Source organism: Methylobacterium komagatae, from assembly GCF_042661665.1.
GTDB classification, from domain to species: domain Bacteria; phylum Pseudomonadota; class Alphaproteobacteria; order Rhizobiales; family Beijerinckiaceae; genus Methylobacterium; species Methylobacterium komagatae.
In genome coordinates this window covers 1994755-2019002 of sequence record NZ_JBHSWN010000001.1, presented here as the reverse complement: position 1 = coordinate 2019002, position 24248 = coordinate 1994755, and the positions used below count along the sequence as shown (strand labels likewise).

The 24248-nt window shown below is 67.8% G+C and carries 26 protein-coding genes and 1 pseudogene; 11 read left to right on the top strand and 16 right to left on the bottom strand.

Going from position 1 to position 24248, the window contains the following annotated elements; translation table 11 throughout:
- Positions 1 to 40 precede the first annotated feature (40 nt).
- Positions 41 to 664: a glutathione S-transferase family protein gene (locus ACFQE0_RS09865; RefSeq protein WP_378969224.1), complete on the bottom strand. Its 624-nt coding sequence runs from the start codon at positions 662 to 664 to the stop codon at positions 41 to 43.
- Positions 665 to 683: 19 nt separating this feature from the next.
- Positions 684 to 1478: an exodeoxyribonuclease III gene (gene xth / locus ACFQE0_RS09860; RefSeq protein ID WP_378969222.1), complete on the bottom strand. Its 795-nt coding sequence runs from the start codon at positions 1476 to 1478 to the stop codon at positions 684 to 686.
- A gap of 225 nt (positions 1479 to 1703) precedes the next feature.
- Between xth and ACFQE0_RS09855 the strand changes: the two genes are divergently transcribed.
- Positions 1704 to 3020 carry a homoserine dehydrogenase gene (locus ACFQE0_RS09855; RefSeq protein WP_378969220.1) on the top strand — a complete coding sequence of 439 codons (1317 nt, stop codon included), beginning with the start codon at positions 1704 to 1706 and terminating at the stop codon, positions 3018 to 3020.
- Positions 3021 to 3159: 139 nt separating this feature from the next.
- Positions 3160 to 4149, top strand: a complete 990-nt coding sequence (glpX, locus tag ACFQE0_RS09850) for a class II fructose-bisphosphatase (RefSeq protein ID WP_378969218.1) — start codon at positions 3160 to 3162, stop codon at positions 4147 to 4149.
- 115 nt (positions 4150 to 4264) lie between these two features.
- Here glpX and ACFQE0_RS09845 read toward each other — a convergent pair whose 3' ends face one another.
- The 9 genes from ACFQE0_RS09845 to ACFQE0_RS09805 form a co-directional block, all read right to left on the bottom strand.
- The gene (locus ACFQE0_RS09845; protein ID WP_378969216.1) at positions 4265 to 4624 is read right to left on the bottom strand and encodes a hypothetical protein; all 360 of its coding nucleotides are present in this window, start codon (positions 4622 to 4624) and stop codon (positions 4265 to 4267) included.
- A gap of 158 nt (positions 4625 to 4782) precedes the next feature.
- Positions 4783 to 7359 (bottom strand): TonB-dependent receptor domain-containing protein, encoded by a 2577-nt coding sequence (locus tag ACFQE0_RS09840; protein ID WP_378969214.1) that lies wholly within the window; start codon positions 7357 to 7359, stop codon positions 4783 to 4785.
- Between the two features lie 227 nt (positions 7360 to 7586).
- Positions 7587 to 8207: a hypothetical protein gene (locus ACFQE0_RS09835; RefSeq protein ID WP_378969212.1), complete on the bottom strand. Its 621-nt coding sequence runs from the start codon at positions 8205 to 8207 to the stop codon at positions 7587 to 7589.
- Positions 8204 to 9004 carry an ABC transporter permease gene (locus ACFQE0_RS09830; RefSeq protein ID WP_378975404.1) on the bottom strand — a complete coding sequence of 267 codons (801 nt, stop codon included), beginning with the start codon at positions 9002 to 9004 and terminating at the stop codon, positions 8204 to 8206. The genes ACFQE0_RS09835 and ACFQE0_RS09830 overlap by 4 nt, the downstream gene beginning before the upstream one ends.
- 101 nt (positions 9005 to 9105) lie before the next feature.
- Complete coding sequence (locus ACFQE0_RS09825; RefSeq protein WP_378969210.1) at positions 9106 to 9852, bottom strand: ABC transporter ATP-binding protein; 747 nt, start codon at positions 9850 to 9852, stop codon at positions 9106 to 9108.
- Positions 9849 to 10094, bottom strand: a complete 246-nt coding sequence (locus ACFQE0_RS09820; protein WP_378969208.1) for a hypothetical protein — start codon at positions 10092 to 10094, stop codon at positions 9849 to 9851. The genes ACFQE0_RS09825 and ACFQE0_RS09820 overlap by 4 nt, the downstream gene beginning before the upstream one ends.
- Positions 10094 to 10528, bottom strand: coding sequence for a cupredoxin domain-containing protein (locus ACFQE0_RS09815; protein ID WP_378969206.1), 435 nt, complete (start codon positions 10526 to 10528; stop codon positions 10094 to 10096). The genes ACFQE0_RS09820 and ACFQE0_RS09815 overlap by 1 nt, the downstream gene beginning before the upstream one ends.
- 40 nt (positions 10529 to 10568) lie before the next feature.
- A complete protein-coding gene (locus ACFQE0_RS09810; protein WP_378969204.1) occupies positions 10569 to 11552 on the bottom strand; it encodes a YVTN family beta-propeller repeat protein in 984 nt (327 codons plus the stop codon).
- A gap of 101 nt (positions 11553 to 11653) precedes the next feature.
- Positions 11654 to 12871, bottom strand: coding sequence for an ABC transporter substrate-binding protein (locus ACFQE0_RS09805; RefSeq protein WP_378969202.1), 1218 nt, complete (start codon positions 12869 to 12871; stop codon positions 11654 to 11656).
- A gap of 192 nt (positions 12872 to 13063) precedes the next feature.
- Here ACFQE0_RS09805 and ACFQE0_RS09800 point away from each other — a divergent pair, with 192 nt between their 5' ends.
- The 7 genes from ACFQE0_RS09800 to ACFQE0_RS09770 all read left to right on the top strand — a co-directional run bounded on the left by ACFQE0_RS09800 (position 13064) and on the right by ACFQE0_RS09770 (position 18614).
- Entirely contained in the window at positions 13064 to 13600 is a 537-nt protein-coding gene (locus ACFQE0_RS09800; RefSeq protein ID WP_378969200.1) for a DUF3280 domain-containing protein, read from the top strand.
- A gap of 69 nt (positions 13601 to 13669) precedes the next feature.
- A complete protein-coding gene (locus ACFQE0_RS09795) occupies positions 13670 to 14368 on the top strand; it encodes a (5-formylfuran-3-yl)methyl phosphate synthase (RefSeq protein WP_378969198.1) in 699 nt (232 codons plus the stop codon).
- Positions 14365 to 14940 (top strand): amino acid kinase family protein, encoded by a 576-nt coding sequence (locus ACFQE0_RS09790; RefSeq protein ID WP_378969196.1) that lies wholly within the window; start codon positions 14365 to 14367, stop codon positions 14938 to 14940. The genes ACFQE0_RS09795 and ACFQE0_RS09790 overlap by 4 nt, the downstream gene beginning before the upstream one ends.
- The gene (locus ACFQE0_RS09785; RefSeq protein ID WP_378969193.1) at positions 14937 to 16484 is read left to right on the top strand and encodes a DUF6513 domain-containing protein; all 1548 of its coding nucleotides are present in this window, start codon (positions 14937 to 14939) and stop codon (positions 16482 to 16484) included. Before ACFQE0_RS09790 ends, ACFQE0_RS09785 begins: the two co-directional genes overlap by 4 nt.
- A 4-nt stretch (positions 16485 to 16488) precedes the next feature.
- Positions 16489 to 17094 (top strand): DUF447 domain-containing protein, encoded by a 606-nt coding sequence (locus ACFQE0_RS09780; protein ID WP_378969191.1) that lies wholly within the window; start codon positions 16489 to 16491, stop codon positions 17092 to 17094.
- 21 nt (positions 17095 to 17115) lie between these two features.
- Positions 17116 to 17649, top strand: a complete 534-nt coding sequence (locus ACFQE0_RS09775) for an SRPBCC family protein (protein ID WP_378969189.1) — start codon at positions 17116 to 17118, stop codon at positions 17647 to 17649.
- Complete coding sequence (locus ACFQE0_RS09770) at positions 17646 to 18614, top strand: YncE family protein (RefSeq protein ID WP_378969186.1); 969 nt, start codon at positions 17646 to 17648, stop codon at positions 18612 to 18614. Before ACFQE0_RS09775 ends, ACFQE0_RS09770 begins: the two co-directional genes overlap by 4 nt.
- Positions 18615 to 18714: 100 nt before the next feature.
- Here the strand turns inward: ACFQE0_RS09770 and ACFQE0_RS09765 are convergent, their stop codons facing one another.
- Both ACFQE0_RS09765 and ACFQE0_RS09760 read right to left on the bottom strand, forming a co-directional pair.
- Positions 18715 to 18915, bottom strand: a complete 201-nt coding sequence (locus ACFQE0_RS09765) for a hypothetical protein (protein ID WP_378969184.1) — start codon at positions 18913 to 18915, stop codon at positions 18715 to 18717.
- A 90-nt stretch (positions 18916 to 19005) separates the two neighbouring features.
- Positions 19006 to 20151, bottom strand: a complete 1146-nt coding sequence (locus ACFQE0_RS09760) for a dienelactone hydrolase family protein (protein ID WP_378969181.1) — start codon at positions 20149 to 20151, stop codon at positions 19006 to 19008.
- A gap of 113 nt (positions 20152 to 20264) precedes the next feature.
- Here ACFQE0_RS09760 and ACFQE0_RS09755 point away from each other — a divergent pair, with 113 nt between their 5' ends.
- Positions 20265 to 20468: a hypothetical protein gene (locus ACFQE0_RS09755; protein WP_378969179.1), complete on the top strand. Its 204-nt coding sequence runs from the start codon at positions 20265 to 20267 to the stop codon at positions 20466 to 20468.
- Positions 20469 to 20570: 102 nt separating this feature from the next.
- Here ACFQE0_RS09755 and ACFQE0_RS09750 read toward each other — a convergent pair whose 3' ends face one another.
- The 3 genes and pseudogenes from ACFQE0_RS09750 to ACFQE0_RS09740 all read right to left on the bottom strand — a co-directional run bounded on the left by ACFQE0_RS09750 (position 20571) and on the right by ACFQE0_RS09740 (position 23119).
- A complete protein-coding gene (locus ACFQE0_RS09750; protein ID WP_378969176.1) occupies positions 20571 to 21017 on the bottom strand; it encodes a response regulator in 447 nt (148 codons plus the stop codon).
- A gap of 235 nt (positions 21018 to 21252) precedes the next feature.
- Positions 21253 to 22053, bottom strand: a complete 801-nt coding sequence (locus ACFQE0_RS09745; protein WP_378969174.1) for a dienelactone hydrolase family protein — start codon at positions 22051 to 22053, stop codon at positions 21253 to 21255.
- A gap of 134 nt (positions 22054 to 22187) precedes the next feature.
- Positions 22188 to 23119 (bottom strand): annotated as a pseudogene (locus ACFQE0_RS09740) (YihY/virulence factor BrkB family protein).
- Positions 23120 to 23290: 171 nt separating this feature from the next.
- Here ACFQE0_RS09740 and ACFQE0_RS09735 point away from each other — a divergent pair.
- Complete coding sequence (locus tag ACFQE0_RS09735) at positions 23291 to 24187, top strand: DMT family transporter (protein WP_378969171.1); 897 nt, start codon at positions 23291 to 23293, stop codon at positions 24185 to 24187.
- The last annotated feature ends 61 nt before the right edge of the window (positions 24188 to 24248 follow it).

Genomic DNA, 24248 nt, shown 5'->3' with positions numbered 1-24248 from the left:
CCCCGGCGTGCTTCGCTTCGCTCGCAGAGACGGCGCAGTCTCAGTTCTTCGCCGCCGCGATGGCCTTCACGAAGGAGGGCCGCTCCAGGGTACGGTTGACGAAAGCCGCGAGCTTGGGCCAGCGGCCAGCATCGATCTCGTACTTCGCCAGACGCAGGTTGTGGAAGTTCGTTGCCACGGCGATGTCGGCGATGCTGAACGCGTTCCCGACGAGGTATTCGCCCTCGATCTGGCTTTCGAGGTAGTCCAGCAGCGGCGGGAATTTTTCGTCGATCGTCTTCTGCGCCCGCGCCTCGTCACCTTCCTTGTTCATCAGCTTCGGCTTCAGGAAGCGCTCCACGAAGGGGATGATGAGCACCGGGAAGAGCTCGGTATCGCCATACTTGTCGAACCACACCGCCCGGCCGCGCGCCTTCGCCTCCGCGGGGATCAGCGCCGGCTCCGGGTGCTTGGCCTCAATGTAGTTCAGGATCGCGGTCGAATCGGGCAGCAGGAAGCCGTCATCGTCCAGCGCCGGGATCTTGCCCGTGGGGCTCGCCGCCTGGAAGCCGGGATCGTCCGCATGGAACGGGACGGGCTTGTGATCGAACGAGACGCCCTTCTCAAAGAGCGAAACGAGGACCTTCCGGACGTAGGGCGAAACGCTGGTACCGTAAACGATCATCGAGACCTCAAGTGTCGTATCAGGTGCGGGCGAGTTCGACGGTCACGGGCACATGGTCCGAGGGCTTGTCGAGCCCGCGCAGGTGCTTCTGCACCGAGGCGGAGATAAGTCGGTCGGCGGCCTGCGGCGAGAGCAGGAGATGATCGATGCGGATCCCCTGGTTCCTCGGCCAGCATCCGGCCTGATAGTCCCAGAACGTGTAGAGCCCGTCGCGCGGGTCGCAGGCGCGGATCGCGTCCGTGTAGCCCTCGGCCAGCAGGGCGCGGAAAGCAGCGCGGGAGGGCGCGAGGAACAGCGCGTCGCTGCGCCACGCCTCCGGGTCGGCAGCATCCTCTGGCTCGGGAATGACGTTGTAGTCACCGGCCAGCACGACCGGAATTTCTACCTCCGCCAGGGCGCGGGCATGACGCCGCAGCCGTTCGAGGAAGGCAAGCTTGTAGGGGTATTTCGGGCTGTCGACGGGGTTGCCGTTCGGCAGGTAAATCGAGGCGACGCGCACGGGCGCCAGATCCTCGCCTCCGATCAGCGCCTCGATGTAGCGCGCCTGCACATCCTCCTCGTCGCCGGGCAGCCCCCGGCGGATCTCGGACAGCGCGAGCGGCGAGCGCACCAGCAGGGCGACGCCGTTATAAGCCTTCTGCCCCAGGGTCTCGACGGCGTAGCCCGCCGCCTCGACCTCCGCCCGGGGGAAGGACTCGTCCTGGCATTTCAGCTCCTGCAGGCACACCACGTCGGGCTTCGCCTCGTCGAGGAAGCCGAGCAGGTGCGGCAGCCGCTGCTTGATCGAATTGACGTTCCAGGTGGTGATGCGCATCGGCCTCGTCCGGCAGGCGGCCCGTCATCGGGCCTTCGCGGCCGGGTGACAAGCCGTTTCCGGTCTCGACCGTCGCCTTCTCCCCCGCCGCACCACCCAAGGGACGAGGGTTCAACTCCTTGCGGGCGCGAGGGAAAGGTTGCAGAACTGCGCCGCACGGGCGATGAGCCCAGGATCGCGGGTGGCGCGGCACGGTGGCTGCGAACCGCGACTACGGAAGGTCCCATGTCGCAGTCTCTCCGCATCGGCGTCGCCGGTCTCGGCACCGTCGGCGCGTCCGTCGTCCGCATGATCGCCCGGCGCCGGGAGGCCATGCTCGCTTCGGGCCTCGATCTGACCGTCACGGCGGTCTGCGCCCGCGACCGCTCGCGCGACCGCGGCCTCGACCTTTCGGGCGTCGAGTGGTTCGAGGATCCGGTCGCCATGGCCCGCTCCAGCGCGGTCGACTGCGTCGTGGAGCTGATGGGCGGCGCCGAGGGCGCGGCGAAGGACACGGTCGAGGCGGCGCTCGCCGCCGGAAAGCCGGTCGTGACCGCCAACAAGGCGCTGCTGGCCAAGCACGGCGCGGCGCTCGCTGCCGCTGCGGAGAAGGCCGGCGTGGCCCTGACCTACGAGGCCGCCGTCGCGGGGGGCATTCCGGTCATCAAGGCGCTGCGCGAAGGGCTCGCGGGCAACAAGGTCGAGCGCGTCTACGGGATCCTCAACGGCACCTGCAATTACATCCTCAGCCGGATGGAGCGGGAGGGCCTGACCTTCGAGGCCTGCCTGAAGGACGCGCAGGCTCTGGGCTATGCCGAGGCGGACCCGACCTTCGACGTCGAGGGTTTCGACACGGCTCACAAACTCGCGATCCTCACGAGCCTCGCCTTCGGGACGCAGGTCGATGCCGAGGGCGTCTCGGTGGAAGGCATTTCGCGCGTCCAGCCCCTGGATCTGCGCATGGCCGACGAACTCGGCTACCGCATCAAGCTGCTCGGCGTCGCGCAGGCGACCGCGGCGGGGATCGAGCAGCGCGTCCATCCGACCATGGTGCCAAAATCCTCGGCCATCGCGCAGGTGATGGGCGTAACCAACGCCGTGACCATCGATGCGGACGCGGTGGGCGAGCTGACGTTGATCGGCCCCGGCGCGGGTGGCGAGGCCACCGCTTCGGCTGTGTTCGGCGACATCGCCGACGTGGCCCGCCGTATCCTGCGCCCGACCTTCGGCGTAGCCGCCGCGACCATGGCGCCGCCGCCCCGCGCCGAGATGCAGCGCCACGAGGGCGGCTATTACATCCGCCTCACCGTCCATGACCGGCCGGGCGTCGCGGCGGGCGTCGCGCAGCGCATGGCCGAGCGGGAGATCTCCATCGAGAGCATTCTCCAGCGGCGCGTCGAGGGCGCGGACAGCGATCCGCGCGGACGCTCCGGCCGCCCGGTGCCGCTGGTGCTGATTACCTATGCCGCCACGGAGGGCGCGATCCGCGAGGCCCTCGATGCCATCGCAAAGGATGGGCTGCTGGCGGAATCGCCGCAGTTGATCCGCATCGAGAGAGAGTAGAACGCCAAGCGTGTCGGACAGCGGATGTTCAGGTGTGCTGCGGCTAGCATAGTTTAGCACGCGGCAGGGGCGCCGACGTCATGATGGAACGCACCGGGATTCGGCGAAAAGACCGAGCCCGGGTGAGGGACAGGAAACGATGACCGAGACTGGACTCTCGCGTTCGCAGCCCGTGCCGCGGACGCTTGCCCTCGAACTCGCCCGTGTGACGGAGCGGGCCGCCGTGGCCGCCGCCCGGCTGCGCGGCAAGGGCGACGAGAAGGCGGCGGATCAAGCCGCCGTCGACGCCATGCGCGCCGAACTCGCTGGGTTGCCGATCAGCGGCACCGTCGTCATCGGCGAGGGTGAGCGCGACGAGGCGCCGATGCTGTTCATCGGCGAGAAACTCGGTTCCGGCGAGGGGCCGGAGGTCGATATCGCGGTCGATCCCCTGGAGGGCACCACCCTCTGCGCCAAGGACATGCCCGGCGCCATCGCCGTCATGGCCCTGGCGCAGCGCGGCTCGCTGCTCGCCGCGCCCGACGTCTACATGCAGAAGATCGCCATCGGGCCCGGCTACCCGTCCGGCCTCGTGGATCTCGATGTGAGCCCGATGCAAAACATCCGGGCGCTGGCCCGCGCCAAGGGCTGCCCGACCGACCAGATCACCGCGCTGATCCTCGATCGCCCGCGCCATGCCGCGCTGATCGCGGAGGTCCGCGAGGCGGGTGCCTCGGTGCGGCTGATCACCGATGGCGATGTCGCCGGGATCATCTTCACCGCGAGCCCGGAGGAGACCGGAGTCGATATCTATCTCGGCACCGGAGCGGCCCCCGAGGGCGTGCTTGCCGCCGCCGCCATGCGCTGCATGGGCGGGCAGATGCAGGGACGGCTGATCCTCGACACATCCGAGCGCCGCCGCCGGGCACAGGAGATGGGCATCCGCGACTTCGACAGGAAATACGAGCTGACTGACCTCGCGGGCGGAGACGTGATCGTGGCCGCGACCGGCGTTACCGATGGCTCGCTCCTGAAGGGGGTGCGTTTCCGCCAGGACAGGATCCAGACGGAGACGCTGGTTTTCCGCTCCGAGGCAGGGACGATCCGGCGGATCGTCGGCGAGCATCGGCGGGATTTCGGTCGGCCCTGAGGGCCGAACCGACCTTCGTCATCGAGAGCGAAAGCGAAGCGACCCAGGACTGCGTGACGCTTCCAAGCGTGGCGAATCCCTGGATTGCTTCGCGGCGCTCGCAAGAACGATGACGCTACGGCAGCGCGCCCGCCTTCTCCTTCGCCTTCATGATGGTCTGGCGGCACTCCTCCGCCTTGCCTGCCTTGTCCTCCTCGCGGGCCTGGGCGACGAGCTTCTTCGCCTCCTCGACGCCCGAAGCGGTGGGCTTCACGTCCTTGTCGCTGGGCGTCAGCTTCGGCGGGTTGGCGAGGGCCTTCGGGCTATCGGACGAGGTCGGGCCGCCGGGCGGGGTCGTGCCCGTCACTTCCGCCGCACCCGCGCTGTTGAGGCGGCGCTCCAGCGTGCTCACCTCATCGGCGCAGGGAGTGGCCAGGGCCGGTCCGGCGGTGGCGGTCGCCACGGCGGCGAGGGCGAGAACGAAGCGAAGCGTCATGAAGCATCTCCCATGGCGGCGCGGATCAGACCGGGCCGCCTTCGGGATGGCGACGCGAGACGCCGCGAACACGTTCCCGAGACAGGTCGCCGCGCCACGACACGAAAAAGGGCCGCGCCTCTTTCGAGTCGCGGCCCCCGGACTGATCTCGGTGACGATCAGTACTTGCGGATGATCGGCTCCGGCGACATCGGCACCGGGTCGGCGCCGAAGGCGTACTTGAAGCCGCCATAGACCGAGAACGGCTGCGACAGCGTCGTGGTGCGCGCGTTGTTGATCACGAGGTTCCCTGCTACCGGGCCCGGCTCGGCGAAGGTGCCGAACGTGGCGTAGCGGTTGTTCGTGAGGTTCGTGATCAGGCCGAATATCTCGAGGTTCTTCGTGACCTGATACTTCGTCTGGAAGTTCATCACGTAGTAGGGCGGCAGCTTGCGATTCAGGTTCGACTCGTCGCCACGGTAGAAGGACGAGGAGAAAGCCTGAAGGTAAAGGCCGACTTGCCATTCCGGCGTGATGTAATAGTCGAAGCCCGCCTTGATCTGGTGGTTCGGCACCAGCGGCACGGAGTTGCCCCGCGTCACCTGGATCGCCCCGTCCACCGCGAGCGGGTTGTTGGGCGAGGACAGCGTGCCGTTGAACTGGAAGGTCGCATCGACCAGGGCGTAGTTGGCGTAGACTCGCAGGTAATCGGCCGTGTACTCGCCGCCGACCTCGATGCCCTGCCGCTGGGTGGCGGGCACGTTCACGAAGTAGGCACGGGCCGCGTTGCCGGGGGTGGCGATCGACAGGATGTCGTTCGACAGGTCGGTGCGGAAGGCGCCGATCTTGTAGGTGATGATGCCGCCGTCATAGGTGTTCGGCAGCTGGCCGCGGAAGCCGACCTCGTAGGTCTTGCCCGTCACCTGCTTCAGCGGCGGATCGGCCACCAGGGAGTTCGGCAGCAGGCACGGCCGGTCGGGGTTCGCGCAGGCGAGTTCCAGCGGCGTCGGGGCGCGGTTCGATTCCGAGTAGCTGCCGTAGAGGTTCAGCGCATCGAAGAACCGGTAGGTCAGACCCGCCACCGGGTTGATCTTGTTGAAGTAATGCGTGCCCGTCACGTCCGGCGAGAAGCCGGTGAGATCCTCGCTCTGGATGCGTGCGAAGTTCAGGCGGGCGCCCGCCGTCACCGACAGGCGGTCGGTCAGGTCCAGCGTGTCCTGCGTGTAGAGGCCGAGATAGAGGTTCGAGCCGTTGACGGAGCTCGGTGCGATGCCGAGTGCCCCGGCCGTGCGGATGAACGACGTACCGAGGCCCGGAATTGTGCCGTAGAACGGGTTGTTCGGATCGGTGGTGATCGACAGGTTCGGGTTGATGACGCCGAGCGTGCTCGACGACTTGAACGAGTAATTCGCCGCGTCGATGCTGCCGCCGACGATGAAGGCGTTGTTGAAGCCGAACAGCGTGTCGCGGTTGGCCGCCTGGAGCGAGCCGCCGTAGCCGGTGGCCTGCGTGTTCGTGACGTCCAGGGTGCCGTAGGGGACATTCGCCGTGAACGGGACGGCCCGGTTCTGCTGGCCCAGGATCAGGAACTGGTTGCGGAAGGCGAGCTGCGTCTGGTTCGGCGCACGGGTGAAGCCGTCATCCTCGAAGCAGAGGAATCCGCGGAAGCTGCTCTGGCGGCTGCATTGCTCGAAGTTGCCGTCGTTGCCGTCCACGTAGGTCTGGTGGAAGCGCCGGAAATAGGCGTTGCCCGCGAGATCCCAGGTCGGGGAGATATCGACCCGGCCGGTAAGCTGGATGGTGCCGACCTCGGTCGTCGTGGTCTGCGGGTAGGTGAAGATCGCGCGTGGATCGTTACGGGTGAAGTCCACCGGGGTTGCGGCGGCGGCGCCGAAGTAGCTGCGCGCGGCCATGCCGATCAGGTGAAACTCGGCATCCTGCGAGCGGTAGCCGATGTCGCCGTACATGCGGCCGATCGTGCTCGGGCTCTCGTAGCGCCAGCCGCGATCGTTCAGGCCGTCGCCGGTGAAGTAGAAGCTCCACGGCCCGGAGACCTTGCCGTATTCGAGATAGCCCGCCGTGCGCGCATCCGAGCCGCCCCAGGCGCTGATCTCGGTGCCCTGCCACGTAAAGCCGTTCTTCATCTGGATGTTTACCGCGCCGCCGAGCGCGTTGAGGCCGAAGACCGGGTTGCCCGTCACCACGTCGATCCGCTGGATCGCCTGCGGCGGGATGAGGTCGAAGTTGACGATGTCGCCGAAGGCTTCGTTGATGCGCACGCCGTTCTGGTAGACGGCGAGCCCCTGCGGCACGCCCTGCACGGGCGAGGCGACGAAGCCGCGATAGGTCACGTCGGGGCGGTTCGAATTGCCCTGGCTGTCCGAAATGTTGAGGGCCGGAGTCCGTCGCGCGAGAGTCGCCACGACGTTGTTGGTGCCGAGATCGGCCTGAACGTCCTGGGCTGTCACCGTCTCGACGGTGCTGGGGATCTTGTAGAGCGGCTGCTCGCTGCCGCGCAGGCGCGGAGCGGCCACGACGGTCCCGGCGGGCGCCGTGCTGGCTGCGATGGGAGCCGCTTCGTTAAAGTTCTGCACGCGGCTGGAATTGCCGCCGCCCGAGCCGACCGGAGACGTGGCGACGACGCTGATCTCACCGAGGGTGACCGCCTGCTGGGCGTGGGCCGTGCCGACCGCCATCGAGCCTGCGAGAACCGACGCTGACGCCGTCAAACCCCTCCTGAGCGCCCGCAACGACATTCCCCACTCCCTCGACACTTAAACCGCAGACCCGATTCCGACGGGCTTGCGACCACTAGTGTCCGGGAGCCGGAACGACTTCAATCACCGGGCCGCGACCCGTGCAGGACTTTCGCGCCTCGCGGGTCATTCTAAGGCGCCGCGTGTCCACGCCGCCACAGTTTTGCTTTACAAAATCAAAGACTTAAGGCATTAACGGCAAGCGTAGCCGGGAGGAATCGGCAAGCCTAGAGGTGCGCTTGGATCCGCTTGCCGATTTCGCCGAGCCGCTGTTCGAGGATTTGCGGCACCTCGCAGACATAGGTCAGGGATTGGCTGCGCTCCTGGAAGATGCGCCGGTCCCAGGCGAACTTGGTCTCGAGATCGGTCTGGTCCTTGGGCAACTCGGTCTCGTCGCCCTTGCTCGGCGCGTCCTTGATTTGGCTGATCTTGTCGGCCTCGTCGCGGATGCGCTCGGCCATGCGGCGCTGGCCCTGCGCGTAGCGGGTGATACCGCTCATGATCTTGTTGCGCTCGCCGTTCAGCACCTCGAACACACCGGCATAGACGCGGGTCAGCGCCTTGTCCTTGGCATCCTTGTCGGATCCGAACTTGCCCGCGAACTCGTTGAGGAGCGGGTCGACCTGGGACAGCTCGGTGCGGCGGGAGGCGATCTTCTGCGCCAGCACGGCGGCGTCGTTGTCGCTGCCCCACTCGCCTGCGGCGGCGATGTCGGGCCCGGTCCAGAACTGGCCGGGGCTCAGGGTCTCGACCTTACGTTGCACGCAGGGCCAATCCGGGTCGGGACGAGGCTGCGCCGCGGCGGCGGTCGCGGACAGGAGGAGGATGAGAGCGGACGTTCTGATCATGAGGCTTCTCCGGCCGGCCCGCCGCGCCGGGCCATGAGGCCCCGGCCCGGATCGTAGGCGATCACGGCCATCGCGAAAAAGACGAGGGTCGTCCCGATGACAACGGCACAGGACAGGGGCTCCAGCTGCTCGTAGAGGGCGAAGCGCACCAGTTGCACCGCATGGGTGAAGGGGTTGAGTTCACAGATCCAGTACAGCGTCTCGGACGATTCCCGGATCCGCCAGAGTGGATAGAGAGCCGATGAGGCGAAGAACATCGGGAAGATCACGAAGTTCATCACGCTCGCGAAATTCTCCAGTTGCCGCACCAGCGACGACAGGAACAGGCCGATGGCGCCGAGCATCAGTCCCGAGGCGAGGAAGGCAGGCAAGGCGGCGAGATAACCGAGCGTCGGAATGTCGCTTTCCCAGAAATACGCCACGGCCAGGAAGGCATAGGCCTGGACGATCGACACCGAAACACCGGCGAAAAGCTTGGCGAGCAGCAGCATCCAGCGCGGATAGGGCGAGGTAAGCAACACTTTCATCGATCCGACCTCGCGGTCGTAGACCATCGAAAGCGAAGATTGCATGCCGTTGAACAGCTGGATCATCACCGCCAGCCCCGGCACCACGTAGACCTCGTAGAGCACGTAGGTCTGGTACGGCGGCTCGATGGAGACGCCCAGCGTGTTGCGGAAGCCCGCAGCGAAGATGAACAGCCACACGAGGGGCCGCACCAGCGCCGAGAAGAACCGCTCCTTCTGGTTGAAGAAGCGCAGCAATTCTCGGCGGACGATGCCGCCGAGGCAGATCAGATAGCCGACGGCATCGAGCCGTCCGAGCTCGACGCGAGGGCGTGTGGGTCTTTGCGTCGAGTTCGGCGACGCGGGACGACGAGGTCATGGCTGGTCCACCTTCACGCCGCTTGCCTCCCGCGCTCGGCCACGAGGCGGCGGAAGGCTTCCTCCAAGCTCTCGGACCCTTGAGCGATCGTGCCTGCCGTGCCGCGCGCGACGATGCGGCCGAGATGAAGCACCACGGCGTCGTCCTCAGGCCGGATTTCCTCGAAGATATGCGTGGCCCAGAGGACCGACAGGCCCTCCTCGCGCACCAGCGCGCGGACGATGGCGACGATCCCGGCGCGGGATTCGAGATCGAGCCCCACCGTCGGCTCGTCGAGAAGCAGCAGGTCCGGCCGATGGACGAGGGAGCGGGCGATCTCGATGCGCCGGGATTGGCCGCCCGAAAGGGTGCGCACCTTGTCCCCGCGCCGGTCGGCGAGGCCGACCCGGTCGAGCAACTCGCCGATCCGGATCTTAGCGGCCTTGCGCGGGATACCGTGCAGGCTCGCATGGTAGAGCAGGTTCTGCTCCACGGTGAGGTCGGTATCGAGGGTGCGGGCCTGGAACACCACCCCGAGGCGGGCCAGGGCCCGCGACGGCTCCCGGTCGAGCCCGTGGCCGAAGATCGCGACCCGGCCGCTCTGGTTGTTGTAGAGCCGGGTGATCACGGAGAAGAGCGTGGTCTTGCCCGCACCGTTAGGGCCGAGCAAGGCGGTGAAGCGGCCGTTCTCGACGCGCATCGACACGTCGTCCAGCGCCGCGCGGGCGCCGAAGCGATGGCCGACATTGGCGACCAGGAGGGCGGGCGTGTCCCCGCTCATTGGCCGAGCGCCTTGCGGGCATCCGCGACCGCGTCGAGGCACTCATCGAACTCACCCTCGCGCTGTTCACGCTCAGCGTTCTTCAGCGCCTTCTTGAGCTTCGTCACGGCGGCTTCGGGCGGGTTGTTGGCCATGGCGTCGCGGATCATCGTGATCCCCTCCGCGCAGGACGAGGCGTCGTCCGCCGCGAAGGCAGGCGACGTCAGGCCGATGGTCACGAGGGCGAATGCGATGGCCCTCATCACTTCACCGTCAGGGTGCCGGTCATGCCCTTCGATTCAAGGCCGCGCGCCTCCCACTTGTAGGCGCCGGGCTTGATCGCGACGAACTCGATGGCAATCTCGCCGGGCTCGTCGAACTCCAGGTGATCGGGCGGGCCGCCGCCATGGATCTCCTTGTGCTCGATCACGATCTGGTTGAGCCAGATGTAACGGAAGAACTCGGGCGCGTAGAACTTGTACTCCTGCCCACCCTTGGCAACGATCCGCAGGCGGTAGGCCTTGCCGGATTCGAGTTCGATATCCTTGTTCTCGACCACGAAGTCGTTGCCCTGGTCGTTGCCAAGCACGAGATCGGGGAGGTTCTCCCGCTTCTTGGTGAGGTCGAGGGCCGAGGCCGGGGCGACCAATGCCGTGACTGTGGCGGCGAGCACCGCCATGCGAAACAAACCTGTCATCCGCACTCCGTCGATCGCGAGCGGTGGAAGTCTCAAGAAATCAGTTCGGCGAGATCGCGACGCCCCAGGGCAGAAGACCCACGGGGATGCTCTTCACGACCTTCTCCGCCTCGACATCGATCACCGACACGTCGTTGGAGGTGCCGTTGGTGGTGAAGAGCTGCTTCTGGTCCGGGGTGAAGGCGAGCTGCCAGACCCGCTGGCCGACCGGCAGGTACTTCTGAACCTCGTAGGACTTGGCATCGATCACCGCGACGCGGTTCGCGGGCCCGAGCGCTACGAACGCCTTCGTCCCGTCCTTGGTGATGCGGATGCCGACCGGCTGGATCGCCTCGTCGTTCACGCTCGGGATCTTGAAGGTGATCTTCTTCACCACCCGGCGGGTGGCGACGTCGATCACGCTCACCGTCCCGCCGACCTCGGCCGATACCCAGAGGAACTTGCCGTCGGCCGTGAACTCCGCGAAGCGCGGACGGGCATCGACCAGCACGTTGTCGATCACCTGGAAGGTCTTGGTGTCGATGAAATGGGCCATGTTGGTGGTTTCGGAGGTGTTCACGAGAATCTTCCCGTCAGGCGACAGGCCCATTCCCTCCGGCTCGACGCCCACCGGCACCTCGGCGAGCACCTTGTTTTTCTCGATGTCGATGATCGTGACTTGGCTGTCGTCTTCGTTGGCGACGTAGAGGGGATTGCCCGAGGCATCGAGGATGAACTGCTCCGGATCGGGCCCGGAGCGGAGCGAGCGCACGACCTTACCGTTCGAGGTGTCGAGCACGTCGATGCGGTCGTCGTCGCTGGCGCAGACGAAGAGTTCCTTGCCGTCCTTCGAGACGGTGACGCCGCGCGGTCGCCGCCCGACCTTCCACGTCGCGGTGACGGCGAGCGTGTTGCTGTCGATGACGCTGACCGTATTGGCCTTTTCGTTGGTCACGTAGGCCGTGAAGGCGAAAGCCGGAACGCTCGATGCGAGCCACAGACCGAGGGCGGCGCTGCCCCATCCTGCCAGTTGCTGGCGGCCCATCCGTTCTCCTCCCTTGGGCGCCCTCGTGGGGCGCTTCTCGCGCATGATGATAGTGTCTCCGCCGCCGGATGCGAGACCGGACAGCGCCGCAGGTCAGCCCTTCACGGGAACTTGCAGGTGGTCTCGGGCAGATCGATTCCCAATGTGTCGAGGGGTGTGCGCTGGTGCAGGAAGCCCTGCTCCGGCGCCACCGAGACCATCGATTTCGGCTGCACGACGATGATCGGCTGCCGCATCTGGTGATCCCAGGGGCGGAAGCTCAACTGCACGCCCTTGTAAGCCGGCAGGCCGAAGGCGGGATCAGTGAGAAACGGGGCGATGGTCGCCGGATCGTTGGCCTTCTTGGCCGTCACGGCGTCGCCCACCGTGCGCACCGCCATCCACGCCTGATAATCGAGAGGGCGCATCAGCCGCCCGGCCATGCGCCGGAAGCGATTCTGAGCCTGGGCCGCCCCCCACGTTTCCAGCACGGGAGACCACGTGGTCGGGGTGAGCCCCTGCGTGCCGCCGACAGGGCGGGGATCGACGGTGCGATACGGGACATAATCGCCCCAATCGCCTTCCTCGTCGGCCACCACGGCCATGTCGTAATCGAGCCCCCGCGTGAACACCATCGCCTCGGCGCGGGTCGGCGTGTCGCCGCGCGCCTTGGCCAGCGGGCCGAAGGTCCAGGGTTTGTCGGCCGTGACCTTCAGGGCGAATTTCCGCGCGGAATTGCGCATGGCGTCGGCGTAGGCCTTGTCGGCCTCGGTCGGGCCGACGATGAGGAACACCTTCCGCCAGCGCATCACGGTCAGGTATTGCGCCAGGGCGTCGGTCATCATCGCCCGTGAGGGCAGGACGTGGAACACGTTGGCCCGGCAATCGGCCCCGCGCAGGCGGTCGTCCGGCGCGCCCGCGTTGAACACCACGGCGCCCGTGTCCTTCACCGCGTCGGCGACCTTGAGAACCTGATCCGCCGGAAGGGTCAGGACGAGGTAGCGGATACCCTTGCCGACCAACTCCTTCGCCGCCGCGACCGGGTCAGCGGCGTCATCGGAGAGAGCCTTCTCCTCCAGCACGTAGGTCTGTTTGGTGAAGCGACCGGTGGTGTTGTCGTCGGCGATGCCCATCCGGGCCCCCGCCACGCCCTCATCTTCCGGCACGGCCTCGGCATCGTAGGAGGCGGGTGCCGATTGCGGACGGTAGATCAGGCCGATCTTGGTCTCGATGGGCGCGGGCGCGGGCTGCTGCGCCAGGGCCGGGCTCACGAAGCCGGTGGCGAGCATCAGGGCGGCGAGGGCCGCAGCGGGACCGGAGTGATCTGCACGATCTTGCATGCACGCGGCCTGTATCAGCAACGGAGGGGTCCGCTCAACCTGTCCGGGCAGGAAGGCCGAGGGGAAAAACGCTCACGGATCCGGGAGTTGGGGCGTCCGGGGCCATCCGTCCATTGCCAAAACGTCCCAGCGACCGAATTGTTTGTCATCACGACACGGCCCCCGAGGGCCGGCGACCGGAGGAGACGCAGCATGCGAGCGACGACCCGCCCACCGGCCCTTCCCCGCGCGATCATCGCGGCGGTGGCGGCCTGCGCCTGGATCGGCGCCGCCGAGGCGGGTGCGGAGAAGGCGGCCGTCTTCCCGATCGAAATGAACGATCCCGGTGCCACCTATGGGGCGCGCACCCGCCCGGCGGATGCGAAAAAGCTGACCCTCGTCACCGACGAGTTGCGCAGCGCCCTGAAGGCCCAGAGCGGCGTGGAGGTGATCGACACCGCCCCCGCCGCGAAGGAGGTCGAGCAGAAGGGACCGCTTTACAAGTGCAACGGCTGCGCGGACGACATCGCCAAGGGTCTCGGCGCGGATCTGACGGTGACGGGCTACGCCCAGCGCGGCGCCAACCAGATCTTCAACCTCAACGTCACGATCGCGGAGGCCGCGACGGGCAAGCTCATCCGGGGCGGGCAGGTCACGGTCCGCGCCGACGACGACAACACCTGGGCGCATGCCATGCGCTGGCTGGTGAAGAACCGGCTGCTGGCCGAACCCCTGCCCGCCAAACCGTGAGAAGGGAGTTTTCGCGAAACGTGTTCCCCTCGGGCGGAGTCTGGGCTAGCCCAGGAGCGTGATCCCAGAATGCGTTTCATCGTGAGCCCTGTTTCCCCTCCCCGCCTCCTCGTGAGCGTACGCGACCCGGCCGAGGCCGAAGCCGCCCTGCTCGCGGGCGCCGACCTGATCGACGCCAAGGATCCGGAGCGCGGCGCGCTGGGCGCCCTCGCCCCGGAGACGGTAGCCGAGATCATGGCGCGCCTGCCCGGCGAGGGCGTCGAGACGAGCGCCGTGGCGGATTCGGCCGAGAGCCTCGCGGCCATGGCGGCAAGCGGCGCACGCTGGGTTAAGCACGGCATCACCCGCGCGGAATGGGACGATGCCGCGCGGCTCGCGCAGATCGCCCGCTCGGTCCCCGGACGGGTGATTGCGGTGCTGTTCGCGGAGGACGAGCCGGGGGCCCATTGCGTGCCCGCTCTCGCCGAGGCCGGTTTCGCCGGGGCCATGATCGACACGGCGGGCAAGAGCGGCGGGCGCCTGCCCGACCTGCTGGGCCCCAAGGACTTGGCCGAGTTCGTCGCGGCCTGCCGCGGTGCGTCACTCCTTTGCGGCCTCGCGGGCTCGCTGCGCATCGGCGACATCCCCACTCTGTCGGCCGCCGGGCCGGATTATCTCGGTTTCCGGGGCGGCCTGTGCCGGGGCTTCGACCGGACCAACGGCATCGACCCCCTGCGCATCGCCGAGGCGGTTCGTGCGCTTCGTCCGCAGACGCAGGATGCCGCGTGAGGGTTGTGGTCAAGGTCGGCGGTAGCCTCCTCGGAGACGGCACTCGCCTGCGCGGCGTGCTCGCGGGTCTCGCCGACGGCGACGAAGGGCCCTGCATCGTGGTGCCGGGCGGAGGCCCCGATGCCGATGCCGTCCGCGCGGCTCAACGCGATGAGGGCTTCTCCGACGCGGAGGCGCATCGCCGGGCGCTCGATGCGATGAGCAGCACCGCGTCCCGCTTCCGCGCCATAGAGCCGCGCCTCGCCCCGACGCGATCACCCTGGGACGGCGTGGCCACCGAAACCGCGCTGGTCTGGGACCCTGCCGCCCTGAGAGGGGGACATCCCGACATCCCCGAGACCTGGGACGTCACCTCCGACAGCCTCGCCCTGTGGCTCGCCGCCCGTATGCGGGCCCCCGCCTGCCTCGTGGTGAAATCGGTCGATGCCGCGCCAGGTCTCGATGCCGAGGCTCTGTCATCGAGCGGCCTCGTCGATGCCGCCTTCCCCGCTTTCGCGCGTTGCTTCCCGGGGAGCATCGCGATCCGGGGACCGGGGCGCACCGTCCCGATCCAGCGCAGGAGGGCCGCATGAGCGCCCCTGAGACTGGCACAGCCGAGCATATCGTCTTCATCACCGGCCGCCTCGCCCGGCCGCGCCTGGAGAAGATCGCGGCGAGCCTGCCCGCGCATCTCCGCTGGAGCATCGCGGATGCCGGGGTGAAGGTCGCCGCGCTGATGACCGAGGAGATCATCAAGCGCCGGGTCGAGATCCCGGAGGGCGCGACGCGGATCGTGTTGCCCGGCCGCTGCCGGGCGAACCCGGAGGCGCTGGCTGCCCATTTCGGCTTGCCCGTCGAACGGGGACCGGATGAGATCGTGGATCTCCCCGCTTGGCTCGGCCTCGCCGGGCGCAGCCTCGACCTGTCGGGCCACGACGTGCGGATCTTCTCCGAAATCGTCGATGCCTCGAAGATGACGCCCGATGAGATCCTGGCGCGCGGCCTCGACCTCGCCCGGCGCGGCGCCGACGTGATCGACCTCGGCGGACTGCCGGATACGCCGTTTCCCCATCTCGAAGCCTCGGTGAAGGCCCTGAAGGGCGCGGGGCTGAAGGTCAGCGTCGATTCCTTCTCTCGTGACGAGCTCTCGCGGGGCGCGATGGCCGGGGCCGACTTCCTGCTCAGCCTCAACGAGGACACCCTCGACCTCGCCTTCGAGACCGATGCGGTGCCGATCCTCGTGCCGACCCGGCCCGACGATCTGGACTCCCTCGACCGGGCGATCGAGCGGATGCTCGCGGCGGGCAAGCCGTTCATTGCCGACGCCATCCTAGAGCCGATCCACCACGGGCTCGTCGATTCGGTGGCCCGCTACCGCGACACCCGCGCCCGCTGGCCCGACATCGAGATGATGATGGGCACCGGCAACCTCACCGAACTCACCGAGGCCGACAGCCTCGGCGTCACTGCCCTCCTTATGGGGATGTGCTCCGAACTGGCGATCCGCAACGTGCTGATCGTCCACGTCTCGAACCACACCCGCCGCACGGTGGAGGAGCACGACGCCGCCCGGCGGGTCATGTACGCAGCCAAGGCCGATGCCGCCCTGCCGAAGGGCTATGGCCGGGCACTTCTGGCACTTCACGACAAGCGCCCGTTCGTGCAGAGCCCTGAGGAGATCGCCCAGGCTGCGTCCGAGGTCCGCGACCCGAATTACCGGATCGCCGTGGCCGAGGACGGCATCCACGTCTACAACCGCGACATCCACAAGGTCGGCACCGACGCGATGGCCTTCTTCCCCGATCTCGACGTGAGAAGCGACGGGGCGCACGCCTTCTATCTCGGCGGCGAACTCGCCAAGGCCGAGACGGCTTGGCGGCTCGGCAAGCGCTACGTTCAGGACGAGCCCCTCGATTGGGGTGCTTCGGCCGACAGGCCGGACGAGGATACGACCGCCTTCAAGAAGGCTGGGCACACCAAGCATTCCGGACCCGGCGCCCCTCCACCGGGTACCCGCGACGCACGGCCCGAGGCCGATGCCGAACAGCCGGAAACGGTCTCCGGCACCGGCTCGGAGCCGGGTCGAACGGGCGAGAGGATCGTCTGCGGCCGCCTCGTTCCGTCGGACGAAGCCTGAGCCGATGCCGCTGATCATCGAAACAATCGTCACGACGGTCTCCCCCGAGGGGAAGCTCCACCTCGTGCCGTTCGGGCTGATCCGGGAAGACGACGCGCCGGAGGCGGAAGCCTACGTGCTCGCGCCGTTCCGCCCTTCGCCGACCATCGAGAACCTGCAGGCCCGCCCGTATTTCGCGGCGTCGAGCCCGCGCGACATCCGGGTGATCGCGGGTGCCGTCACCGGTCGCCGCGATTGGCCGACCGAGCCCTGTGAGGCCATTCCCGGCCGACGGCTCGCGGACAGCTTCGGCCATGCCGAATTCGAAGTGGCCTCCGTGCAGGACGACGACCAGCGCCCGCGTTTCCGGGGGCGCATCCGGCACATGGCGGCCCACGCGCCGTTCATCGGCTATAACCGGGCGCAGGCGGCGGTGCTGGAGGCAGCGGTGCTGTCGACGCGGCTGCACATGCTGGAGCCCGCTAAAATTCTCAGCGAGATGACCTACCTCGCCATCGCCATCGCCAAAACGGCGGGGCCGCGCGAGCGTGAGGCCTGGGGTTGGATCGAGGACAAGATCGCGGCGGCCCTCGGGCCGGACGCCCGCATCCTCGGCCGGGAGGACCGCTAAAGGCGGCAGGAGAGAGTAACGATGAAGAAAATCACCCTGGCGACGGCGGCGATGGCCGCCCTCGTCGCCTTTACCGCCCAGGCGCACGGCCCGACCCGGCGGAAGGTCTCGGAGTCGATCGAGATCAACGCTCCGGCCGACAAGGTCTGGGCTGTCGTCGGCAATTGGAAGGACGCGAACTGGCTCGAGAACGTCACCAAGACCGAGACCCTGGGCGACGATCCCGCCAAGTCCAAGCGGACCCTGACGCTCAAGAGCGGCAACACGATGAGCGAGACCGGCGGCAAGTATAAGCCGGAAGACAAGCTGTTCATGTTCTACATCGACAAGGTCGATGTGAAGGACCTGCCGGCCAACGACTATTCCGGCACCATCACCGTCGAACCCGCCGGCGACAGCAAGTCGAAGGTCGAGTGGAAGTCGGCCTTCTACCGCGGCTACATGAACAACGATCCGCCGCCGGACCTGAACGACGAAGCCTCCGAGAAGGGCGTCGGCAACTGGGTCAAGGCGAGCCTTCAGAACCTGAAGAACAAGGTCGAGAAGGGCTCTTGAGCCACCTCAAACTCGGCCCGGCGCTCGTCGCCGGGTTCGCGGCTTTGTGGCTCACCCTCGTGCCGGCCCAGGCCGGGCCGGCGCGGGAGGCGATCGTCACGGCGCAGCTCGCCAACGCGGTGGAGGTGATCGACCTCGCCTCCGGTAAGGTGGTGCGCCGCATCGCCGTCGATGGCGCCCCTGCGGGCATCGCCCTCTCGCCGGATCGTCGCCTCGCCTATGTCACACGCCCGGAAGGCCACGGCCTCGCCGTGCTCGACCTCGATGCCGGGACGGTACGCGCGGAGATCCCCCTTCCCGGCGGGCCGCTCGGCGTCGCGGCCGACCCGCGCGGCGACCGGGTCTATGTGGCCGATTGGTACGGCAGCCGGATCTTCGTCCTTTCCGGGCGGGATGGAGCCTTGAGCCTCGACGGGGAGATCGCGGTCGGAAAATCCCCCTCCGGCATCGCCGTCAGCCCGGATGGGGCGACGCTCTATGTCGCCAACCGCGAGGCGGATACCGTCTCCGTCGTAGATGCAGCGGCGCGGCGGGAGACCGCCGTGATCCCGGTGGGCCAGCATCCCTTCGGCATCACCCTCGATGCGCAAGCCGGGCGCGCCTACACCGCCAACGTCACGGGTGACGACGTGTCGGTGATCGACCTCGCGGCGAACAAAGAGGTCGGCCGCATCCCGACCGGGCGGCGCCCCTACGTCATCGCGCTCCTTAACGGGCGCGGCTTCGTCACGAACCAATACGCAAACAGCGTGACGGCCTTCGACCTGAAGACGCTCAAGCCGATCGACGAGATCGATGTCGGCGATCACCCAGAGGGCATCGCCGCCGATCCCGCGACCGGGCGGCTCTATGTGGCCGATTGGGGCGACAACCGCCTCAGCGTAATCGATGCGAGCACCCTGAAGGCAGCCTCGCCCATCGCCACCGGCAATGGCCCGAGGGCGTTCGGCGACTTCCTGCGATAGAGCATTTTCCGCCGAAGTGGACGCCGGTTCGGCCCAAGAAAATGCGTCAATAACAATGGTTCAGAGCGTTTTCTGTGATCCAAAGATTACAGAAAACGCTCTAGCCAAGTCGCCGCTGCGGCGCCCGGCGATAGGTTGCGCGAGCGGCGACCAAGGCGCCGCCATATTGCAGGAAGCCGTTCTCGCAGAAATCCTGCGGGCCGAGATGCGCTTGCAGGAGAAGCCGCGTCGCGGCGTTGAGCACGAGCAGGGTGAAGCAGAAGGCGGCGGCTGCGAGCAGCGTAGCGACGAATTCCGGCATGGCGCGTCCCCTTGGTTCGGGTCCGCATGGACGGCTCTCGCCGCCATGCCGGCTAAGCTTAGCAAAGCCTGCGCCAGTGGCCAGAGGCGATCAGCGGCGGCCGGTCTCGGCCCCGTTCGCCACGGCGGGCGCCTTGGTCGGCTTCGGGACCTCGACCGAGAGGCGCTTCACCGGCCAACCGTCGCTCCACCGCTCCATGTCGGCGAGCCGGGGATTGGCCTTCAGCGACACCGCGTCGGCGCCTGAGAAGGCAGCGGCAGCGGCGAGGTCGAAGGTCTTCCAGAAGCCGAGATAATCGAGGGCATCGGACCGGGCGAGATTGATCTGCGAGACCAGGGTCTGCTGCTCACCGGTCAGGGCCATCTCCGCCGACCAGCGGAAAGGCGGCGGCTTGGGCGCGTCCTTCGGCTCCGGCGGTAGCTTGATGGCACCCGAATCGTAGGCCGTATCGAGCCCGGCGGGGGAGGCGAGCGTTGCGGTCAAAGCCGGAAAGCCGTGATCGTCCGAGAGCGCGCGCACGAACAGCTTGCGCTCCGGCGGCACGGCGCTGGCCTCACGCAACAGGCGGCGGGACGCCATATCGGCGGCGCGTGCATCCTTGTCACCAACCATGGTGACGATGAGCGTCTCGGGAGCGATCTTCTCCAGATCGTGCAGGGCGATGCCGCGGGACTTCGGGCCGCTAGCGATGCCGCCGGGCGTCACCGCGAAGATCAGCTTCGGAACGGGAAGGCCGTCCTTCACCGCGTCGGCGGCGAGATCCATGGCGAGCGGCGCACCCGCGAGATGACCGATCATCGCGACCCGCGACCGGTCCGGCTTGGCCTCCTTGTCCGAGGCGACCTCGTCCAGGGCAGCCTTCACCAGCGCCCCGGCGATGGCAGGGGCGTCGGACGGCTTGGTGCGGTTCACTTCCTGGAAGCGCGGGAAAAGAATCAGCCAGCCCTGCCGGGCGAGGTGATCGATCCAGGCACCATAGGCCTGTGGGTTCGTTGCACCCCAACCATGCAGGAACACGGCGACAGGGCGCCCAGCCTCTGGGGCAGGACCGGCGGCATGGAAGGCGAAGGTCGGCGCGCTCGGGCGGCCGAGGGCACGCTTGACGATGGTGGCCTTGCGATCCCCGACGCCGCCCGGTCCCTCGTTGGGCTGGCTCGGCGGCGCCGCCGCCTGGGCGGTGGCGGCCACGGCGAGCAGCCCGGCGGCAAGCGTGGCGCGAAGGATCTTCAGACGCATGGCGGTCTCGGGCACGGGTACTTCCAGGCCGGCTCAAACCGGTGGTGGTCCCCATAACAGATTCGGCGCCGATGGCGATGGAGCGACGCCTGACTTCGTCAAGAGATTGCCGCGTGATCCGTCGCCTGATCCCTTCTGACCCTATCGAGGGACAGAACGAGAGCCTTGAGGCTATCCGGCAATTCGATCGGCTCGTGGCCGTAATTCTCTCGCAAGCCCTCGCCGATCACGGCCGCGATCAACGCATCCGAGGAGAGGCATCCCGGTCGTCGCAGTCGTTCGGCGTGATTTTCGGCAACGATCTTCATGGGGAATAATCTGGCAGCGAGGGAGCCTGCTCACGGCAGCGCGATGTGGTGGAGAGCCACGAACGCGAGATCAGATCGAAAGTTTCACCGCTGCCAGGCGTTTCCGGCAGGTCAGGCCTGCTGCTGAAGCTTGCCGTTGGAGCCGATCACCTCGGTTCCGCCTGCCGCAGGAGGCTTGCCCGCCGCCTCCTGAACCCATTCCAGGATGTCCTCGGCGCGCCAGGGCTTGGGGATGAAGGTGGCGGAGACGCGCAAATCGCTCGGCTGGTCACCGGCATCGCCGGAGGTGAGCAGCACGCGGACCTTCGGCCAGGTGACGCCGATGATGCGGGCCAGTTCGAAGCCACCGATCGGGCCGGGGGTCCGGACGTCGGAGAAGACGACGCTCACTTCGTCCGCCCGGTCATTCAGGATGGCGAGGGCCCGGTCGGCCGTCTCGGCTTCGATGACGGTGAAGCCCGTGTCTTCCAGGAGGGTGGCCGCGAGGAATCGCTCGTCGGGCTGGTCCTCCACGACGAGGATGACAGGCTTCCGTCCAGGCTGTCGCGCGTCGCTCATAGAGCCGCCAATCCACTAGGTCTGAACGGCGGACGCGTCGATCGGTTCACGTGAAAGCGTCGTCGCACCCCGCCGGACCCGCGCACCCACAGATCCTGTCTGTTTCATCGCACAACCGGCAGCAAAGGGCCGTGTCATTCCGAACACAGCGCCCGTCTAACGACGGAACAACTTCTGCAGCCGATCAGTGCTCCATGGGTCTGAGCCAGGATAAAAGCAAAGCTTGTGCGCTTGGTCAGACTCCGTGTGCCTTGAGGAACGCTAGCGCGCGGCTCCATCCATCCTCGGCCGCCTCCTTGCGATAGCTCGGCCGGTAATCGGCGTGGAAACCGTGCGGCGCTTCCGGGTAGATCACCAGTTCCACCTCCTTGCCCGCCGCCTTGGCCGCGTCGCGAGCCGCCTCCACGGAGGCAACGGGGATGCCGGTATCGGCTCCGCCATAAAGGGCGAGCAGGGGAGCGTGGATCTCGCCTGCCACGTCACCCGCCGTGCGCGGCTGGATGCCTGTGCGCTCGCCGCCGAGCGGGCCGTACCAAGCCACTGCGGCCTTCAGGTCGGTGCGGTGTGCGTCGTAGAGCCACGCCGCCCGGCCGCCCCGGCACCAGCCCATCACCGCAAGGCGCTTGCCGTCGCCCTTGGCCGCGGAGGTCGCCCAGGCCACCGTCGCGTCGAGGTCGCCGATCCACTGCGCGTCCGGCGTCTTTGAGATCACCTCGGCGATGATCTGCTTCACGTCGGTCATCTTCGAAAGGTCGCCCTGGCGAGCGTAGAGTTCCGGCGCCACGGCGCAGTATCCGGCCTTGGCGAGCCTGCGGCAGATGTCCTTGATGTAATCGTGGACGCCGAAGATCTCCTCGACCACGAGGACCACCGGGAACGGGCCCTCGCCCTTCGGCACCGCCCTGTAGGCGGGCATCGGCCCGTCGGCGGCCGGAATCGCCACCTCGCCCGCCTCGATCCCCTCGGCATCGGTCTTGATCGCCTGCGCCTCGACCCGCGTGGTCGCGAGGGTCAGGCCGCTCATCAGGCTGGTCATCACGAAACCCCGCCGCGACAGGGGGAGGTCACGAGACCGTCGAGACCGGCATTGGCGTCATCGCTCATATCAACTCTCGGTTGTCTTCTTGCGAAAGGGCTAACCGTCTTGGCCGGTGATGGTCAAACCGGCATTCAGCCGCTCTCGGCCTGGCGCTGCGCCTCCAGCGCGGCTGCCTGCCGGGCGCGCATCCGGGCCTGGAGCTGGCTACGGCGGGCGGCGATGGCGGTGCCGTTGATCTCGCCGCCGAACAGGAACATCGCAGCGAGCCAGTAGAGGAAGACGAGGAACACCATCGCCGTCGCGAGACCCCGTAGGTCGAGGCGTAGGCGTTGGAAAAACGCTCCAAATAGAAGCCGAAACCGAGCCCGGCGAGGAACCACAGGACCAGCGTCACGGCGATGCCCGGCAGGACCGAGACGATGGAGCGCCGCCCCGCCGCAACGAACTTGTGAGCGATGACCAGCACGAAGGCGAGGAGCAGCGCCGTGATGCCGATCCGCGCGATGGCGACGGTGAGTCCGAGCGGTTCGAGCCCCGGCGCCACGAGGATCAGGCGGCTCCAGATCAACGGCCCGAGCACGACGAGGAGTGCGAAGGCGAGGATCGCGAAGGCGCCGCAGATGACGTAGCCGATGGATTCGAGGCGGGTCAGCCACCACGGCCTGCTCTCGCGCAGGCCGTAGGCGCGGTTCAGTCCGACCCGCAGGCTCTCGACCCCCGACGAGGAAAAGTAGAGGGCAAAGAGGGCGCCGAGGGTCAGGACGCCGCCCCGCTGGGTGGTGAGCACCCGGTGGACCTCGGACACGATGGGCATCGCGATCTCGCGGGGCCACGCCTCGAAGATCAGCGTGCCAGCTTCGTCGGCGAGGGACGCCGTGCCGAACAGGCCCGCCAGGGCTGCCAGCAGAATCAGGAACGGGAAGAGCGACGTGAGGATCGACAGGGCGATGTGACTCGCGATCGCCCAGCCGTCATGCGAGACGAATCGCTGGGCGGCCAGACCCGCGACGCCGAACCCTTTGCGAAGGAAACTCAACGGTCCGGTCCGTCCTCGCCGTGTCATGCGCCACCGTCGATGACGGCCCGGCGGCCCCCGCGTCAACGCCACCCGTCCAGAGCGGTGCCATTCGCGCCGGCGTGACGCCTTCCGGCAACGCCGGGAGGTGAGAACATGGTTGCCGGAATTGTTGAGCCATGCTTGGCCTTGCGCTTGGTCTGCGTATTCTGAGCACCCGTGAGCCCGTCGCGTTCCCCCTCCCCGTCGCCGGTCGCGACCGCCCTCATCCCGGGACTGTTCGTCCTGATCTGGTCGACGGGATTCATCAGCGCGCGCGGGGCGGTGCCCCATGCCGATCCGCTGGCGTTCACCGCCGTGCGGTTCAGCGCCGTCGCGATCATCCTCGGACTCATCGCCCTGGTGGTGGGCGCGCGGTTCCCCAGCGGCTGGAAGGCGTGGCGCGGTCCGCTCGTCGCGGGCTTCCTGATGCAGGGGGTCTATCTCTCAGGAACGTTCGAAGCGATCAGCCACGGCCTGCCCGCCGGAATCGCGGCCCTGGTCGGGAGCCTCCAGCCCCTGCTGACCGCCTCCCTCGCCGGGCCGCTCCTCGGGGAGCGGGTCAGCCCGCGCCGGGCGGCGGGCATCGCGGTGGGCTTCCTGGGGGCCGGGCTGGTGCTGATGCCGAAGCTCGGCGCCACCGATCCGGCGGGCATCCCGCCCATGGCGCTGGCGATCTCCCTGTGCAGCGTCGTCGCGCTGACGCTCGGCACCCTCTGGCAGAAGCGCACGGGCGGCGGGGGCGATCTGCTCGCGAGTGCCGTGCTGCAATTCCTCGGCGGCACCGCCTGCGCCGTCCCCCTGGCGCTGGCCTTCGGCAGCGGACAATTCGATGCGGTCGCGCCGCTCTGGTTCAGCCTCGGCTGGGCGGTGCTCGTGAACTCCGTGACCGGGGTGCTGCTGTTCCTGTTCCTGATCCGGCGTGGGGCAGTGGCCGGGGTAGCCGCGCTGTTCTTCCTTGTGCCGCCGGTCTCGGCGGGGATGGGCTACCTGCTGTTCGGCGAAACCCTCACGCTGGTGCAGATCGCGGGAATGGCTGTGGCGGCCATCGGCGTCGCTGTGGCGAATCGCGGCTGAGGACGCGACGACTCGGCCCGCAACCGGATCGGCTTCCGCGACTTGTCCGGCGGGCGGATCG